Here is a 17,657-nt window from a genome sequence, read left to right on the forward strand (position 1 = left end):
CAAAATTATCAAATCATGTATAATTCCGATGAAAAGTCGTCCGCAGCGACGAAGCGGAAGCAATCGACCTGCGCCCTTGAGATTGCTTCCTTCCACGGAGTGACCGTCGCTGCAGACTTGGATATAGTAATTATCCGGATTTGATCTCATACCCAGAATCAGCAACGCCTGGGGGATGAATTGTAGTGTTAGAGAAAGAAGAAGTAAAAGACGGGATTTACCTTTTCTGCAAAGATTCATCCCGTGGTTTAGTAGCCCCCGCTTTACACACTAAATACCAATCGCGTCTGTAGTATCAGCTCCCGCGAAGATAGCTGTGTTTAAATCTACAGCATTAGTGAAGTTAGACTTAATCAATGTAGAGTTACTAAAGTCTGCATTAGTTACAGTTGCTCCAATTGCTATACCGTCTACAAATGAAATGCTTTGTGCATCAACACCAGTCAATATCGCATTTGAGAGGTCTGCTTTATCTAGATTTGCAGTAGGTGTACCTGCTGTAAAGAAATCAGCACCTGTAAAGTTAGTACCAATAAAGCTTGCTACCTCCAGACTAGCTCCACTCAGGTCTGCTCCTTGAAAATCAGTCAGGATATCTCCACTTGATTCCTTAAGGATAGCTCCTGTTAGGATGGCGTTATCAAATTGTGCTCCATCTAAGATAGCTCCTGTTAAGTCTGCACCATCTAATTCTGCTCCAGTGAGGTCTGCTCCAGTGAGGTCTGCTCCTTTGAGTTGAGATCCACTCAAATCAGCACCTCTTAAGTCAGCGCCACTTAAATTAGCTCCTTCAAGGAAGATATTCTCCGCGAATACATCTTTAAAATTAGACTCACTGAGATTAGCACCTGCAAAACTAGCACCATCTAATTGTGTAGCAGTTTCAACACCATTAGCATCAACAAATGAACGAAAATCTGCAGCAGTAAAATTAGTATCATCTGCAATGAAGTTACTCAAGTCTGCACCACGAAATCTGAGGTTAAAATCTGTGGGGATGCCATTCTCATCTACAGGTGTACCAGCAGGAAGCACTAAGCCTTCAGGAACAAATGTATTGACATCGCTTATGGAGACACCTTCAAGATTAGCCAGATTAAAATTAACATCAAATACGAATATATCCGTAAAGTTTGTACCTCTGAAGTCTGCTCCTTTGGCATTTACATCTTGTAGAATGACTGCTTCTAAGGTGGCTCCATTTAACTGAGCATCTGTTAGCGTGACTCCACTGAAGTCAGCAGCTTTTAGGTTAGCAAGAGAAAGGTCAGCGCGGGTTAAATTTGCTCCCTGAAAGTTGGGGCGTTCCGACTGTTCGCCACTTAGATTAGCTTCTCTTAAATCAGCATCAGTTAAGTTGGCGTTGGAAAAGTTAATGCCACTGGTGCTGATCTTAAATAGATTAGTCTGTTTGAGGTTAGCTCCACTGAAATCGACATTTTCTAAGGTTGCCAGAGATAAATCAGATGGACCAAAGTTGCTATTTGGGGCAAAGATAGCATTGGAGGCATCAACATTCAGCCAATTAGATTCCCGAAAGTCAGTTTCTCTGAGCTTTGTGCCAACAAATGAGATGTCGTTCAAACTAGCCTTAAAAAAGGTAGAACCATTTAGATTCTGACCATCAAAAACATTTCCAACTAAATTCTGTTCGTTAAAATTTTGAACTGCCATTATAGAAAGCTCCAATTATTAAAAAATTTCATACTAAATCCGGTTCAATATACTTTTTTTTAAAAAAAAGCTTTTATTATACCGAAATTAATACTAATTAAGTATAATTACTTATTGTTTTAATCTGCATGAGAGAAAAGTAAGAGTTTTCTAAGAATTTTCTCATAATTTTCGTAGCTTATAACCCACACCTCTAACAGTCTCAATCAAATCCCTGCCAAGCTTTTTGCGGAGATATCCAATATAAACATCCACAATATTAGAGCTGGACTCATAGTCGTACCCCCAGACATAATTGAGAAGTTGGTCTCGACTCAGAGCTTGATTGGGATGCCGCATCAAGGTATCCAGGAGAATAAATTCTTGGTTGGATAACTCAATCGAGCGATCGCCCACTTTTACAGTACGCGATCGCACGTCAAGGATAATATTACCCACTCTCAGAGGTCTTGGAGACTTATGTTCATTTTTAGTAAGTTGTCGTAGTTGCAAACGTATGCGTGCCAGCAATTCTTCAAAGCTAAAGGGTTTGGTTACATAGTCGTTTGCTCCCCCTTCTAACCCACTTACTTTATCCTTTACCTCATCCCGCGCTGTCAGAATAATAATCGGTATTTGTTCCCCCTGACCGCGTAACTCTTCCATAACTTCTGTTCCGTCTATACCAGGGAGACCAAGATCGAGAATTAGGAGGTCATATTGGTGACTAAAAGCCAGATGTAAGGCTTGGTAGCCGTCCTTTGCTATTGAGGTTTTCAAGCCATTCTCCCGCAGTTTTTTATCCAGAAATGCAGCGATGGCGGGTTCATCTTCAGCAATGATAATTCGTTTCACTCTCAGGTCGCCTCCAACAAATTATAGGGGAATTACAATAGTAAAAGTAGATCCTACACCAAGTTGGCTTTCTAATTCTACCCAACCCCCATGAATAGTTGAAGTTTCCTGTAAGTATAGCATTAATGCATGGGAATTGGTTTAATAACTCAAACGATCGCTACCCAAAATTATATTTATCCTAGGCAAATTGAATCCAAAAAAATCGCCCTAACAAAATATATCTGTTAGAGCTAAAACAAAATAATTCAAGCTTTCAGAAATCAAGAGGAAGAAAAAAATTCAACTAAGACTTATTCTTATAGGTTGATTTTTTTCTAGTAGCTTGGAGCTAATAAGATTTCTTCCTTCTACTACATTTTTTCGCAATACGAGATACTACCTTTGACTATTACTTAAGCATTTCAACCATTAATAGACTGACTAGCATAGGCATCCATACTATACGACGGAACTCGCTTGTTGTAGTCCAATCTATTGCCAGTCAAAGATTCAGATAAATTTTCAAAAGACTTAGAATTCCAGTTACGGTCGTGGATAGGCTTACTTTGCTCGCCCAAGAAGTAAGCTTGACTTCCGATTACTGCAGCAGCTACCCAAGCGATTACGAATAGTGAAATTAAGATAACCATAATTTGTTTTTCCTTTACATTTTTTAACCTTACTGTAAATAAATGTAACAATTTATTGCTGGAAGTGTCAAGTTAATGTAAATTCGGCAAGCTGAATAAAAAGCCATGGAAATCCACACCTGTTTGGAATGGACATAAATTGCAAACTATGATATGTATAAAAGTCTGAACATAAACTTAGTAGTGGACTGACACATATTTAATGGTGCGTTAGATGGGGAGACGCGGGGACGCGGGGATGGGGAGATTCGGAGATTCGGAGATTCGGAGATTCGGAGACGCGGAGATGGGGAGATAAATACACCTAGAAACAAAAATCTATTGCACAGTTTTAGACGTGTCACGCTACTACTGGACCGTTTCACCTAAAATAGTGCATTAGATTATCGGGGTGGGGGCGGGTTCATCTGAATAATTTATAACAGCATTAACTTAACGCGGAACCCGCCCCTACCATTGCAGTATTTTAGCTGTGTCACACCACTACAAGTTTCGCAGTTGTAAAATTACTTCTGACTTCTGACTTCTGACTTCTGACTTCTAAAGTCCTGCCATGCTTGGACTAAATTTCCTTGCATTAAAGCAGCAATACCATTTAATGACCTAATCTCTGGTTGATGAGGGTCAATTTCCAAAGCAGACTTTAAAGCCATTTCAGCGGCCCCAGGATTAAGATCGTATAAATAGACAAAAGCCAAATAAGCATAAGCAAAGGGGTTTTGAGAATCTAACTCAGTTACCCTAGTTAAAGTAGCGATCGCCCCTTCTGCATCTTTTTGTAAAACTTGGGATAAAGCCAAGCCATAGAGCAACTCTAAATTATCTGGTTCCTGTTGCAAACGATAGGTTAAAGCTTGTTCTGCTTGCTCAGTATAATCTTGAACTGGATCGTATTGGTTAACTCGCCCCACCTCCGCAAATACAGTTTCCAACCCCTTTATTCCCAGGGGTAACTTTTGACCCCACATCCGCAACTGGGTGACTAAATCTAATTCTGGTGCTGGTAATATTTGTGCCTCGGGGTCAACCTCTACTCGCACGGGAGGTTGTACAGTAATAGGATAACTTTCTCCAGTTTCTCGGTTAAGATAAGTCGCCTCTAATATATAAGTTCCGGGTACGATATTAGATGGGGGTAACATTCCTATTCGTTCAATAACTTCAAACCCCACCTCAGACTGATTTGCTTGAAACATACCAGGGTGTAAACTTCCCATCCCTATACCGTGGTCGTGAATGAATTTGGTAATAGGTTTTTCTGATACATTATTGTCAGTTTTAGATCCCCCCCTAGCCCCCGGGGGAGCGTTCAAAGTCCCCCTTACAAAGGGGGATTTAGGGGAATTGTCAATGTACTTCGTAACTGTGGGAATTGCTATATTTTCTCGGCGATAAGTTAATAAGACTAAACCTGACTGTAATTCTTGCCAGGAACCAGACCATTTATAGGTAATTGGTATGGTCGTTCCTGGTCGAATTTTTGGCGATAAAATTATATAGTCTAGTTGAACTTTTTCCTTTGGTTTAGTCAGAGGATTAACCTCTACAGGTAAAAACTGATTATGATAGAGATTTAAGTTGCTATTATCTGGCAACTGCCAACTTTTTTGTAATTGAAAATTTGGATGTTGTTCGATGATATTAACAATAGCAGCTTGAGCTTTTTTAATTCTTTTGACAGAACCTTGTTCATCAGTTTTTGTCACAAACCAAGAAAGCGATCTGGCATCTTGTTCTACTTGTTTTAAATTAGTTCCGACTTGACGACCATAAACCTGTAAATTTTTTAAAGCGCCGTAATAATTTAAGTTATGTTGATTGATTTCTGGAGTGGAAGGTAAAACTCCTAAAGTTGAGCGTAAATAGGGATCTGTGTTGATAATTTCAGCAATTACTTTCCTATGAGGCCATTCTTTGCCTAAATGAGCATAATAAACAGCACCAGGACTTAACCAAGCAGTAATTTGTCTGAGGAAAATTCCACCTACAGGCCACAGATTCAAGAGCATTAAAAGAATTGCTAAACCAATAGTAAAATAGCGAATTTGTTTTCCTAGTTTTCTAGGAAACTGCATTAAACCAAAGGCTAATAAAATTGATAAAATTGGCAATAATGGCAAAGTGTAACGAAAATCTTTGTTAATATTGAGAGAGCAAATTAGATATCCGCCGATTAAAAATATAGCTAGCCATTGAAAAGAATGAAGTTGAGTCGAAAAATTTTGTTGTTTTTTGTTGAGTCGGATAAAGTAAAAAATTAATCCACCAATGGGAATAATTAATAGAGGTAAAGAAATATGATAAGGGAGTAATTTTCCATAATAAATCCAAGCATCTAAACTTAAGAGGTTGGGGTCTCCTTCAGCAATAGCAGAATCTACTGTTGCCCGTTTACCAGCAGTTAACATTAGCAGCCAATTTGTTCTTGCCCAAGGATAAAAAATTGCGACAGATAAGCACAGAGAATAAATTAGTTGAATTAGTTTGTACCATTGCCGTTTTTTGAGAATATTTAACCCTACCCAAAGCAACGGCACAAACAGAAAAAATATTGTAGTTTGCTTAACTAAAATTGCCAAGCCAAAAGTTAAACCAAAAGCAGTTGCCCAAAGCCAATCTTTGAGAGATTGATCTGGAAATAATTTATCTATTTTAGCAGATATTAATCCTATAAAATTTTCCCAAAACAATAGAACTTTCTTTCCTCCCTGTTCCCTCTTCCCTGTTCCCTCTTCCCTATCTAAAAACAATAAAACTTTCTTTCTTCCTTCTTCCTTCTTCCTTCTTCCTTCTTCCTTCTTCCTATACCAAAATGTCAAACAACAAAAACTTAAAGTTACCATTGCGGTGAGGGGATAGTCGAGTAAAAACTGTAAACGATATCTATATAATCCCGGAAATAATATACATAATACTGCTGCCCAAAAACCAACTTTTTGATTAAATAATTTGCTGCCTAAACTGTAAACTGAAGTAAGTAAAATAGCACTAAATAATAGATGTACTAATGTAGCTTCGTCAGCACCCCTACCAAAAATATTTTGAAACGGAACAGTAAGAATATAAGTTAAGGGCGGTACCTTCGGCGAAAGCTCCCAAAAATGTCTCCACCATTCTCCAGAAAATAATTGTACATTTTGTAAAGCACGCCAATAAGTTAGAGAACCCGTAAGATAGTCTGCCTGATCCCAAGCCGGAACAGATTTATCAAAAGTAAGCCAGAAGCGATCGCTCACCGCTCCTAATAACCATAAGATAGTTAAGATCAGGATATGATTAAGTTTGTGTTGTTTTTTTTCTTGAGCAATCATAATTTTACAACTATTGCATGAGACATCATATAAAATCCGGTTGAATACTTATTATATATTTAGGGGAGATGAGGGATGGGGGGATAGGGAGATGGGGATATGGGGAGATGGGGAGATTGAATATTGAAGTCTAGATAGAATTATGAACATATACTATATAACCGGATTCTATATCAGTCAACTTTAATATACTCTCAGCTAATACCAGTCCACTATTTTAGTACCATGTCACTACTATCTTCCCAAAAGAAACTTTTCAAATGTTTTTATATCTGGCATTGCAGGTTGAGCACCTGATTTCGTAACACATAAAGCACCATTAGCAGCACCCCATTTCACAGCTTCTTTTAATGACAAACCTGTATCTAATGCTGCTGCTAAACCACCATTAAAAGCATCACCCGCAGCAACGGTATCGATCGCTTCTACTGCAAAAGCAGGTTGAAAAAATGTTTCCTCTTCAGTTGCACAAACAACTCCCCGATCTCCTATTTTTACCACAGCATTTTTCACACCGCGCCGACATAATTCAATAGCTGCCTGAGTAGCAGTTTCTTGATTATTTACTGGAAACCCAAGCATTTGACTTGCTTCAATTTCATTAGGAGTAATAATATCAATCAAACTATAAAAATCATTGGGAAAATTTACTGGCATTGGTGCTGGATCGAGAATAACTTTCACTCCCATTTCTTGAGCTACTTTTGCTGCACTCATAGCAACTTCCACAGGAATTTCTAATTGTAAAAGTAAAACTGTAACATCCGATAGGATATTTCGCAGGCGTTCCACATCTATATTATTAATATTATGGTTAGCACCCGGAACTACAATAATACTATTTTCCCCGCTAGCATCCACAGCAATAACCGCCACCCCAGTATGAACATTCTCATCAACTATCACACCTGTTGTTTCAACATTAGCAGTTTGCAAACTTGTCAGAAGTTGTTGCCCAAAACTATCATTTCCCACTCGTCCCACTATTTTTGTCGGAATGCCAAGGCGAGCAGCAGCAACAGCTTGGTTTGCTCCTTTACCGCCACCTGCTGTCAAAAAGTTGTTGCCATTAATAGTTTCTCCTGGAGTTGGTAAACGGGGAGTAGTTGCGATTAGATCAATATTGATACTACCAAAAATAATGATACTCATATTTACAGCAATTTTAAAATAAATAAACTACTAGCGCGTCTAGCTTAAAAATGTGGGTAAAGAGCGAGTCAATGAAGTCCTCTCCCCCAACCCCTCTCCTGCAAGGAGAGAAGAGTCATTCTCCGGTAATTAGACTTAGACTTCGATTTACTCATAATCTACTTGGTGCAGTTTTTTTTTGCTATACTTAAGGTATTTTTACCCTATTTTCATCTTTTGTGCAACAAAACTCTGTATGTAGAAATGTTTTTTTGAAACTGGCCTAAAGTTGCATAACCAAACCTAAGCTATAAATAGTAAAAGATCGAGCATTCGTTAAAAATAGGAAATATTCAAAATATGGTTACAGTGCCTACCAATAACTCAAACGATCCGAACTATATTGTTGAACCCGGTACAGGTTTTGATGGGGTTGTTAGATATGGACTTTTTGGTTCTAGTGATTGTACAGGATCTCTATTAAACACAGGCCGACACATCCTCACCGCTGCCCACTGTGTCACTGATGACTTTGGATTTCCTGATTTTTTCGACCCTTCAGAATTTACCGTCTACTTTGACCTACCCTCCGGTGAAATCCCGATAGCAGTCAAAGACGTATTTATTCATCCCGACTGGACGTCTGATTTTGATAACAATAACGATATTGCTATTTTGGAACTATCAGAAACAGCACCAGAAACTGCTGATAGATACGATATTTATACCGATTCAGATGAACTGGGTCAACTAATTCAGGTAGTTGGATATGGTATCGGAGGAACTGGAAGTGCAGGGCAAGATTTCATTGATATTCCAACTAAACGAACTGGCTTTAACCACTATGATGCTTTGGGGGATATTTTCAATAACTCTCCTTACGATTTATTTATTGATCCAGGAACACAGTTAGTCTACGACTTCGATAGTGGTTTGACAACTAACGATGCTTTCGGACAAGATTTCGGAATCAATGATTTGGGGTTAGGCAGTTTTGAAGTCATTGCTAGCGATAGAGATTCAGGTGGTCCATCTTTTATTGATGGTAAGATTGCTGGCATTACCTCCTATGGAAAAAGCCCCTTAACCCCTGGTGTTAATGTGACTGGTTTCCTGGATAATAGCTTCGGTGAGTTCTCTTTTGATACTCGGGTTTCAACTTACGCTGATTGGATAGCGCAAACAATTGCACAACCCAACAATAGTGGAAATGACGATATTTTTGGCTCTGATTTTAGTGATGATAGCCTTTTTGGTAATCGTGGGAATGATTTTATCAGTGGTCTTGGAGGAGATGACTTCTTGTTTGGAGGAAAAGATGATGACACCATAAATGGTGGTGATGGTAACGATTTTATGAGTGGGAATATTGGTAATGATTTCCTATTTGGTGGAGACGGTGATGATTTTCTAGCTGGAGGTAAAAATTTAGATGTTCTTGATGGTGGGGATGGCAACGATACACTTACTGGTGATTTAGGACCTGATGAGTTGACTGGAAGTCCTGGTAATGATATATTTATCCTCTCAACTCAAACAGCTACCACAGATCGAATTTTAGCTGATATCATCACAGACTTTACTGTCGGGATCGATCTAATTGAATTGACAGAGGGGCTAACACAGACAAGCCTCAGCTTTGAAAGCTCGACATTGCTAGGTGTTACAGGTACATTTGTCGGCATCAGTGGATCTGAAACTATCTTGGGTTTTGTCAATAACATTTCACCAGAGCAACTAAGTAATAGTTTTGTGTAGTTGAATACCTAGATGTTAGTCTTTCTAGTGGATGATTAAAACTCTTTGTGATTTATCTAATTGTCAACCGAAATAATTGGGAGGAAAACGCAGATATTAGACTAAGGTGAACCAGAAATCCTATTATTTTGAGAATATTTGACCTTTATGCTGCAGATAATATGTCAACTTCTCGCGGTTTTGCTCCTGAGAAACCTCATCTTGAATATCTTGCTCGTGTTGAATTTTTTGCCGATCAGCGACCGCTTTTTGGTGTGCTTCTTCCCCATAAATATCTGCCAAACGTGAATCTAAATCTGACAGTACAGGTCTGCGACCATACAAAATCAATATATCTTCAGCAAAAATACAGGTGGAACCCTTGGGGATACCAACAAAAGTGCCATCAGATCGCTCAATACCTAATATCGTTATCCCCTCATCCCGGAGACGTACCTCATCAAGACGCTTATTTGCCAACCAGTCTTCAGGAGACACTAATAGTTCCATGACTTGATACTCTCCCCTCAAATGCAACAAACTTGCATAGTCGCGAATTTCTAATTTTGTCCAGCGACGGAGTGACCATTTCACTATACGAGTGAGAAAACGATTAAAAGTGCGATTCGTCGCGATCGCCCATAATAATGCTACCCCTAATATTAAAATTAGCGACCGCCACAACCAATCATTAGGCCCCGCATCAGAAATGAAAGTCAAAACTAAAGAAGAAATTACTGTAATTACTCCTGCATTGCCCGTAAACATCAACAACATAATAATCCGGCGTCGCACTGGGTGGTTAACAACTTTTTCTGACTCCTTCGTAGTGAAACCCGATCCCGTAAATGCCGAACGCGCTTGAAACTTTGCCGAAGCTTGGGATAAACCTGTTAATGTCAGAGCAGTAGCAGCAATGTGAGTAATTAATAGAGACATACTAACAGCAATGAACAGAGAAATTAATGCTCCCATTTTACCTCTTCTAATTAGTTTAACTAAACCATAACTATGTTATCGCTAATCTTTTTTATTTCTGATTAAATAAAAAAAAAGATTATAGCGACGTTGTATAAAATGTCCCTATAAATCTTTCTTTGAGCAATTAAAAATTAATAGTTAGATTTTAAACCTGAGACTGGCTTAACCCAACCCATTCATAAAATTCAATCATTTCTGACGAACAGTGGGAGCAACTAGCACATTTTTCTCCTTCCATCAGACGAATTCTTCCTTTGTGAATTAGTCGTTTGAGTAAAGGACGCATAGCATCAGAATCCATATGAAAATGCAAAGCTAATTCAGCTAAGGATATCTTGCCACATTTTTCTAAATAACCTTGAATATCAGTTAAAATCATCAGACATCTCCAGAAAAGAGGTAATAGGGAATAGAGGCAGGGCAAACGCATCTAAATTCTGGATTATACTATTAAGGTTTAGAGGAGCGAGCAATATAAATACTCAGAACCTTAACATCCTTGCCCTCTCAGAACTTCAAAATAAGATGCGTTTGCCCTGGGAATAGGGGGAAAGTAATTGATAGTTTATGGATAAAAATTGATTTGATTTGGGATTTTTGGAGAGTTCTATTGGGAATCCACAACCAATTGATTCTGACTCCTGTATTCTGACTCCTGGCTCCTTTCTTCAAGTAATTTGTTGCTGACTTCTTAACCGAACGGGTTGAGCTAATTTCATCATAACCAAGGTACAACCCGTAAATACCAATGAACCTACAATCCACATCAAGGAAAAGGCCGGATGTTGTCCAAAGGTACAAACTTGATAGAAAACAGTAGCTACAATATATGCTAATCCAGTTGTCCACAAGGCTACAAACAGCATCCATCCAAGATTAGTTTCTCGATAAACAGCCGCCGTTGCTGAAACGCAGGGGAAGTAGAGCAGCACAAATAACAAATAAGAAAATGCCCCTACTTTGCCATCAAACCGCTTCACCATAGCTCCAAATGTTCCTAACTGTACTTCCTGTTCCTCAGCCGCCGTTTCTACGTCTTGAGTATCTCCAATATTTAACCCCAGGGGATCTAGTAGTTGATTGGGTAAATCGGCTAAATTAGCGGGAATGCTAGCAAATGCTTCCCCAATACCTCCCCAGAAGCTAAAACCTTCTGACTCAGTTTCTGCATCGGGATTATCTTCTTTGGCTAATTGTCCGTAAATCGAATCTAGGGTTCCCACCATAGCTTCTTTAGCAAAGACTCCAGTGAAAATTCCTACTGTTGCTGGCCAATTTTCCTCTGTAACTCCCATTGGACTAAAAATGGGGGTGACAGCTCGACTGGTGCTACTGAGAACAGATTTTTCGCTGTCTTGGTTTCCAAAAGATCCGTCCATGCCAATAGAGTTTAACAATCCCAAAACTATCACCATCAAGACAATAACTTTGCCAGCTTTCCACAAAAATGCCTTTAACCGTTCCCAGGTTCGGATTAATACCCCTTTCATTCGGGGTAGATGGTAGGGTGGTAATTCCATGACGAAATGACTTACTTCTCCTTTGAGAAGGGTATTTTTCATCACTACCCCTGTAAAAATTGCTGCAACAATGCCTAAAAGATAGAGTCCAAACACAATATTTTGTCCACCGATAGGAAAAAAAGCTGCAGCAAACAGAGCATATACGGGAAGTCTCGCCCCACAAGACATGAAGGGATTCATCATAATAGTCATTAGGCGATCGCGGGAATTTTCTAAAGTCCGTGTAGCCATAATTGCTGGAACATTACAGCCAAATCCCACTAACATCGGTACAAAGGATTTTCCTGGTAATCCTACTAACCGCATTAACCTATCCATCACAAAAGCAGCTCGTGCCATGTAGCCTGAATCTTCCAGAATTGACAAGAACAGGAACATAAACCCAATTACAGGAATAAAAGTGGCAACAGTTTGAATGCCTCCCCCAACTCCATCAGCTAAGAGAGCAATTAACCACCCTGGTATACCCATTCCTTCCAGAAGATTAGCTAAACCATCAACAAAAATCGTGCCTGCAGCAATATCAAAGAAATCAATAAAGGCAGCACTGACGTTGATGGTAAACAGAAACATGAGATACATGACTAAAAAGAAAATGGGAACTCCTAGCCAACGATCGAGGACAATCCGATCTAAGCGATCGGACATTGTACTACTGGCTTCACCAATGCGTTCCGTAGCTCCTTGGGTTAATTGGCGAATAAAACCATAACGGCTGTCAGCAATAATAATATCAATATCTTCCCCCAATACCTGATGGATTTGACGACGATGTGTGACGACAATTTTTTCCAAGTCTTTCCCCCCTAATTCTGGAGCAACTTGGTCTTCATATTGCAGTAAATTTAAAGCTGTCCAGCGAGGTTCGACAATGCGTTTGCTACTGTGTTCAATGATGTAGGGAACCAATTCTGCTAAGGCATCTTCAATCACTGCTGGATAAGCAACATAGCTCGGCGAACGACTGATATTTTTCACCAGTTCTCCCACCGTATCCAATAAGGGTTTGATACCTTCTTCTCTAGCAGCATTCATCGGGATAACTGGACATCCTAACCGTTCTCGTAAAAGATCGGCATTGATAGAAATACCTCGGTCTTGGGCTACATCCATCATATTGAGGGCAACAATCATTGGTAGCCTCATCTCCATGATTTGTGTTGTTAAATAGAGATTACGCTCCAAATTCGAGCTATCAACGATATTAATGATTAAATCAGCTTCCCCAGACAGGAGGTAATCCCGCGCCACCAGTTCATCCATCCCTGTTCCCTCTTCTTCTACGTCAAGAGAGTAAACTCCAGGTAAGTCTACTAGGGTAATTTCTCGTCCTTGATGCCGAAACTGACCTTCTTTGCGATCTACAGTTACGCCAGGCCAGTTACCTGTACGTTGGTTGGCTCCTGTTAGGGCATTAAAAAGGGTTGTTTTCCCACAATTGGGATTACCAATGAGGGCAATAATGGGTTTTAACATTAGTTTTGAAGATTAGAATTGAGAACTTGTTCTTAGAGAAAAATTTAGGTTTTGTTGAATGACTTGATGATTTAAGTAGTCAGTAGTTTTTTTCGTTTCACCAGAGCAGTAAGGCGTATACCACTTAGCTCATCAAACTTGGATTTTCATCTGACTAACTCAGAAATTTCATACCTTATACCAATTCACTTTGCCCATCTTTCATGTCGTACAGCAAAAAGTGTTGAGCCGATAAAATATGATTTTGACTGTCAGATGTGTGTCTTACATTCTCTTTGTGAAGCGTTTCCGTAGGAAATGGAAACTTCAGAATTACGCATCGAGTACATAATTTCCCTGCAACGGTATTACTTCCGCCATCCCAAAATTTAGCTATCTACCTAGACAGCCTCAACTACTAAAGCATCTGCCTCTTCTTTGCGTAAGCTTAGATGAAAATCTCTGACGAGAATCTCTACTGGATCTCCGAAAGGTGCTACCCGAATTACCTTAAATGTTACCCCAGGAGTCATCCCCATCGACAACAGTTTTTTCTTATAGCCTCGTTTGACTTCGTTATAACGGACAACTCTGCCTTCAGTTCCTTCTGCCATTTCTCGCAACAATATTGTCTTTGTTTGATTTTTCATGTTTTCTTGGTCACTCACTAAAATTTTGTTGGCCATTCCCGAACCCACACCAATCCGGTTATCTTCTATGGCAACTAGAACCGAACCACTAGGTTGAGCGCTGATAATTTGCAATTGAGCCCCTGGAGTTAATCCCATTCCTAAGAGGCGATTAATTCCTCCTTGTCCCTGAAAACCAACTAACCAAACCTTTTGTCCAACTGTTGTTTGTGATAGGGGATAGGAGTTATTATCCTTAACTGTTGGCCTAGCTTCATCCATATCAATTTGAGCATTACTCAACTCATTAAAAAAGTCAAATTTCCAATCTATGCGACTAGGAGAGACAATTTTGTCATCAGTGTGATTCACTTTCCAATCCATCTCAAGCTCCTTAAATACTAAATTTTGCAATAACTAATAACTTAATTTTGATTTATTTTTTAATCAAAATTTAACTAAAAAATTTGATATATTAAAAAAGTTATCAGTTTAGATAGAAGCAACATTTTAGAGGTTTCGTATTTTATAATTACCGAAAAATTAAGGTATAAAGCCTCTCCATTCATGGAGAAAAAAGAAAATTTTTTTTAGGCAATCCTTCTATTACAGAAAAGGTAATTATTAATTATTAATTTTTGAACTTAGCAGTAGCTGTCAAAGGCTAAATATAAATACTACCCATAGTGGTGCAGAATGTGGGATAGAAAAATTGCTATAACTTTAGATATAGCAATGGTTGATAGTATTTTTTATTTTTTGATGGCTACAAGCTTTACAAGGTAAAAGTTTTAGCAATTTTTATCACTGTATAAAGTGATAAGTATATTAGCAATTAACTAGGGGCAATTGTGGTAATTAATTTAACTTGAACTTGAATTAATTAAAAATAATTCTTAATAATTAATTGATTTTTTTTCTAATTAATAGCTATAAATCATACTATCATAATCCATTGAAAATTTTTGCCGATTAAGTTAAGAAATGATTAAGAAGTAGGCTTGAGAAGATGAACGTATCTCGCTAATGGGACTTACACAAAACAGAAGTAAAAAATAGGATGGTGTTGCATAGTAATGGTATAGGAAGTGTGGGGAGTGTAGGAATAAAATGTATATTCTGACCATTATGGGAGCAGGACTACCAGTTTTTTTTACTAAAGTGCCGTTCATCAGAACTATGTTGAAAAAAATTGCGTAAAAACCATCTTCAACTCCTATGAATCACAAAAACTTTTCTCTGCCTTAATACCTACAAGTTGCTCAATATTATCCAGAAATATTTGCTGCAAGAACCTGTGCTGTAATTATTTGTTTTAATTGGTTTTATTTACAAATTAATTGGGTTGGTTTAGCACTATTAATTCTAGTAACAGCTTATGCAATTGGAGATATAGTCGGCAAAGAAAATTTAATTAACTCAGAAGTAAATCACTTTATTTCCTACTTTTTAGATGAAAGTAACCGCCTCCAAAAACAGGAAAAAACAGTTATTTTTATCACACAATTACAATAAATTATTGGCTTAATACCTGTTGCTGATACCATCCATTTAGAAGCTGTTGAAATGATAAATCAACTCAAATAATAGGATCACTAATGCTGGGCGATACCTAAAAAAAATTATAGCGTTTCGCTACGCAATATGTTTGCGGAGCATGACCTTAGGAGCAGAGCTTTGCGTCAGCAATTGCCTAAATTAGTATGCGCTATATTATATAGTGTTTTTGTATAAGTCCTGTTAAAAAGATTTTTTCTAAGAAAGAGGCTATTAATTTTTTAGACTTGACACTTCCAAATAAAGAGTTAATAATATGAAAACTCAATAATTCATTATCTTCTGACAAGCCTTGCCAAGCAGTCAGTTAGGATTTTATTTGGTTTTTATCCTTTACTAAGTACGGGATACCATGAACAATTAATAGGTGTGAGGCAAAAATTAATGAAAATTATTTTTAATAAAGTCAGAAAATATAGCCCCTGTATTCTTAGTACCACATTATTGATCGCCAATCCTGCTCAGGCCACTCCCCCAATACAAATTGCCCAGGCATTTCGTCCCCTACCTATGGATGACCCCTCATTAGCAATGCCTACCGTATCTGAGCTAGAAGCAGAAGAGACAATAGATCAGGTGACATCTGTCTCCCAATTATCAGACGTACAGCCCACAGATTGGGCATTCCAAGCATTACAATCATTAGTAGAACGTTATGGTTGTATCGCAGGTTATCCCGACGGCACCTACAAAGGCAACCGCGCCATGACTCGCTTTGAATTTGCTGCCGGATTAAATGCTTGCCTAGACAGAATTACAGAATTAATCGCCGCAGCAACCACTAACCTAGTTACTAGAGAAGACTTAGCTGTATTGCAACGACTACAAGAAGAATTTGCAGCCGAACTAGCTGCATTGCGCGGTCGTGTAGATTCTTTGGAAGCACGCACCGCTGAACTAGAAAGCAATCAATTTTCAACTACTACTAAACTTAACGGAGAAGTTCTGTTTTGGTTAAATGATACCTTTGGAGAAAGAGCATCAGCCCGTGGAGAATCTTCTGGCAATGACAAAACCGAGACCTCTCTTTCTTATCGTGTCAGGCTAGAGTTTGAGTCTAGCTTTACTGGAGAAGATTTGCTCTTTACTCGTCTACAAGCTAATAATCTTAATGAGTTGAGCGAACCAGAACTCACCAATACCTTAATGACTCTTGCCTCTATTGATGAAGGTGATGGTAGTGATGATTTTGGTATTGACCTAATGTTCTATCAGTTTCCCATTGGAGAACGTGCCCAAGCTCTCATCGGTCCTATTGGAGTTGACCTAGATGACGTTTCTGTAGTTCTAACACCCTTTGCAGATGAAGGGGATGGCACTATCTCTCGATTCGGACGACGCGACCCTACCATGTTCCGCGGTCCAGCTAATGCAGGTGTTGGTTTTAGCTACGCATTTAATGATAAGTTTCAGGTAAATGTAGCTTATTTAGCAGACGATCCGGCAAATCCTCAAGAAGGTGCTGGTGCATTCAATGGTGCTTACAGTGCATTAGGTCAGCTTGTGATTGAACCTAACGATAGCTTGGCATTTACTCTAGGTTATGTGCGTAAGTATTGGGGTGACGATGGGGTAGATATTACTAATGGTACTGGTAGTTTCAAAGCTCAAGATCCTTTTGATGGTATTGCCACGACTGCTGATAACGTTGGGTTGCAAGCTCATTGGAGAGTGAATGAAAAGTTGGAAGTGGGAGGTTGGTTTGGTTCCACCTGGGCGCGACCAGAAACTGAGAATAGTGATGATGATGATATTACTATCATTAATGGAATGTTCTATTTTGCTTTCCCAGACTTATTGAGAGAAGGAAATCTTGGTGGTTTGATGGTAGGTGTACCTCCTATTGTGACTGATGGGGGTGATGATGATTCATTGAAGGATGATGATACATCTATACATATAGAGGCAATTTATCGTATTCAAGTTAATGATAATATCTCTTTGACTCCTGGTTTGTTTGTGATTACTAATCCTAATCACGATGATGTTAATGATACTATTTGGGTTAGTACATTCCGGACTCAGTTTAAGTTTTAACTAAAATCGGCGATCGCTCACATAATTAGTGTGATCGCCGATAATTGTGATATTATAATCATCTCAAAAAAAGGATTACTTTAAGATATTTAAAATCAAACAGATAGTTCATTAATTGATAATTGATAATGGATAATTGATAATTACCTCTGGTTA

General features: G+C 38.6%; 11 protein-coding genes. 2 read left to right on the forward strand and 9 right to left on the reverse strand.

The window, feature by feature from the left end:
- Nucleotides 1–270: 270 nt before the first annotated feature.
- The 5 genes from ACP6PL_RS12490 to rbsK all read right to left on the reverse strand — a co-directional run bounded on the left by ACP6PL_RS12490 (nucleotide 271) and on the right by rbsK (nucleotide 7,603).
- Nucleotides 271–1,674 (reverse strand): pentapeptide repeat-containing protein, encoded by a 1,404-nt coding sequence (locus ACP6PL_RS12490; protein ID WP_426545586.1) that lies wholly within the window; start codon nucleotides 1,672–1,674, stop codon nucleotides 271–273.
- Nucleotides 1,675–1,836: 162 nt separating this feature from the next.
- Nucleotides 1,837–2,508: a response regulator transcription factor gene (locus tag ACP6PL_RS12495; protein WP_426545587.1), complete on the reverse strand. Its 672-nt coding sequence runs from the start codon at nucleotides 2,506–2,508 to the stop codon at nucleotides 1,837–1,839.
- A 404-nt stretch (nucleotides 2,509–2,912) separates the two neighbouring features.
- On the reverse strand, nucleotides 2,913–3,140 hold the full coding sequence (locus tag ACP6PL_RS12500; protein WP_426545588.1) for a photosystem II protein, Psb35-related: 228 nt from the start codon (nucleotides 3,138–3,140) through the stop codon (nucleotides 2,913–2,915).
- Between the two features lie 506 nt (nucleotides 3,141–3,646).
- Nucleotides 3,647–6,451 (reverse strand): phospholipid carrier-dependent glycosyltransferase, encoded by a 2,805-nt coding sequence (locus ACP6PL_RS12505; protein ID WP_426545589.1) that lies wholly within the window; start codon nucleotides 6,449–6,451, stop codon nucleotides 3,647–3,649.
- A gap of 234 nt (nucleotides 6,452–6,685) precedes the next feature.
- Nucleotides 6,686–7,603: a ribokinase gene (rbsK, locus tag ACP6PL_RS12510; protein WP_426545590.1), complete on the reverse strand. Its 918-nt coding sequence runs from the start codon at nucleotides 7,601–7,603 to the stop codon at nucleotides 6,686–6,688.
- Between the two features lie 339 nt (nucleotides 7,604–7,942).
- On the opposite strand from rbsK, the gene ACP6PL_RS12515 reads away from it, so the two are divergent.
- Nucleotides 7,943–9,340, forward strand: coding sequence for a trypsin-like serine protease (locus tag ACP6PL_RS12515; RefSeq protein WP_426545591.1), 1,398 nt, complete (start codon nucleotides 7,943–7,945; stop codon nucleotides 9,338–9,340).
- Nucleotides 9,341–9,463: 123 nt separating this feature from the next.
- Here the strand turns inward: ACP6PL_RS12515 and ACP6PL_RS12520 are convergent, their stop codons facing one another.
- The 4 genes from ACP6PL_RS12520 to ACP6PL_RS12535 form a co-directional block, all read right to left on the reverse strand.
- Nucleotides 9,464–10,294 (reverse strand): TrkA C-terminal domain-containing protein, encoded by an 831-nt coding sequence (locus ACP6PL_RS12520; RefSeq protein WP_426545592.1) that lies wholly within the window; start codon nucleotides 10,292–10,294, stop codon nucleotides 9,464–9,466.
- A gap of 151 nt (nucleotides 10,295–10,445) precedes the next feature.
- Nucleotides 10,446–10,679 (reverse strand): FeoC-like transcriptional regulator, encoded by a 234-nt coding sequence (locus ACP6PL_RS12525; RefSeq protein WP_426545593.1) that lies wholly within the window; start codon nucleotides 10,677–10,679, stop codon nucleotides 10,446–10,448.
- A 289-nt stretch (nucleotides 10,680–10,968) separates the two neighbouring features.
- Complete coding sequence (gene feoB, locus ACP6PL_RS12530) at nucleotides 10,969–13,299, reverse strand: Fe(2+) transporter permease subunit FeoB (protein WP_426545594.1); 2,331 nt, start codon at nucleotides 13,297–13,299, stop codon at nucleotides 10,969–10,971.
- A gap of 380 nt (nucleotides 13,300–13,679) precedes the next feature.
- Nucleotides 13,680–14,291: a FeoA family protein gene (locus ACP6PL_RS12535; protein WP_426545595.1), complete on the reverse strand. Its 612-nt coding sequence runs from the start codon at nucleotides 14,289–14,291 to the stop codon at nucleotides 13,680–13,682.
- Between the two features lie 1,557 nt (nucleotides 14,292–15,848).
- Here ACP6PL_RS12535 and ACP6PL_RS12540 point away from each other — a divergent pair.
- Nucleotides 15,849–17,501 carry an iron uptake porin gene (locus tag ACP6PL_RS12540; RefSeq protein ID WP_426545596.1) on the forward strand — a complete coding sequence of 551 codons (1,653 nt, stop codon included), beginning with the start codon at nucleotides 15,849–15,851 and terminating at the stop codon, nucleotides 17,499–17,501.
- The last annotated feature ends 156 nt before the right edge of the window (nucleotides 17,502–17,657 follow it).

This window comes from Dapis purpurea BLCC-M126, assembly GCF_050015975.1.
In the GTDB taxonomy this organism is placed as follows: Bacteria; Cyanobacteriota; Cyanobacteriia; order Cyanobacteriales; family Microcoleaceae; genus Trichodesmium.

Bases quoted from the DNA above. Each gene is read 5' to 3' on its own strand.
- ACP6PL_RS12525 (WP_426545593.1), bottom strand. From the start codon at position 10,679: ATGATTTTAACTGATATTCAAGGTTATTTAGAAAAATGTGGCAAGATA.
- ACP6PL_RS12500 (WP_426545588.1), bottom strand. From the start codon at position 3,140: ATGGTTATCTTAATTTCACTATTCGTAATCGCTTGGGTAGCTGCTGCA.
- feoB (WP_426545594.1), bottom strand. From the start codon at position 13,299: ATGTTAAAACCCATTATTGCCCTCATTGGTAATCCCAATTGTGGGAAA.
- rbsK (WP_426545590.1), bottom strand. From the start codon at position 7,603: ATGAGTATCATTATTTTTGGTAGTATCAATATTGATCTAATCGCAACT.
- ACP6PL_RS12505 (WP_426545589.1), bottom strand. From the start codon at position 6,451: ATGATTGCTCAAGAAAAAAAACAACACAAACTTAATCATATCCTGATC.
- ACP6PL_RS12515 (WP_426545591.1), top strand. From the start codon at position 7,943: ATGGTTACAGTGCCTACCAATAACTCAAACGATCCGAACTATATTGTT.
- ACP6PL_RS12490 (WP_426545586.1), bottom strand. From the start codon at position 1,674: ATGGCAGTTCAAAATTTTAACGAACAGAATTTAGTTGGAAATGTTTTT.
- ACP6PL_RS12535 (WP_426545595.1), bottom strand. From the start codon at position 14,291: ATGGATTGGAAAGTGAATCACACTGATGACAAAATTGTCTCTCCTAGT.
- ACP6PL_RS12520 (WP_426545592.1), bottom strand. From the start codon at position 10,294: ATGGGAGCATTAATTTCTCTGTTCATTGCTGTTAGTATGTCTCTATTA.
- ACP6PL_RS12540 (WP_426545596.1), top strand. From the start codon at position 15,849: ATGAAAATTATTTTTAATAAAGTCAGAAAATATAGCCCCTGTATTCTT.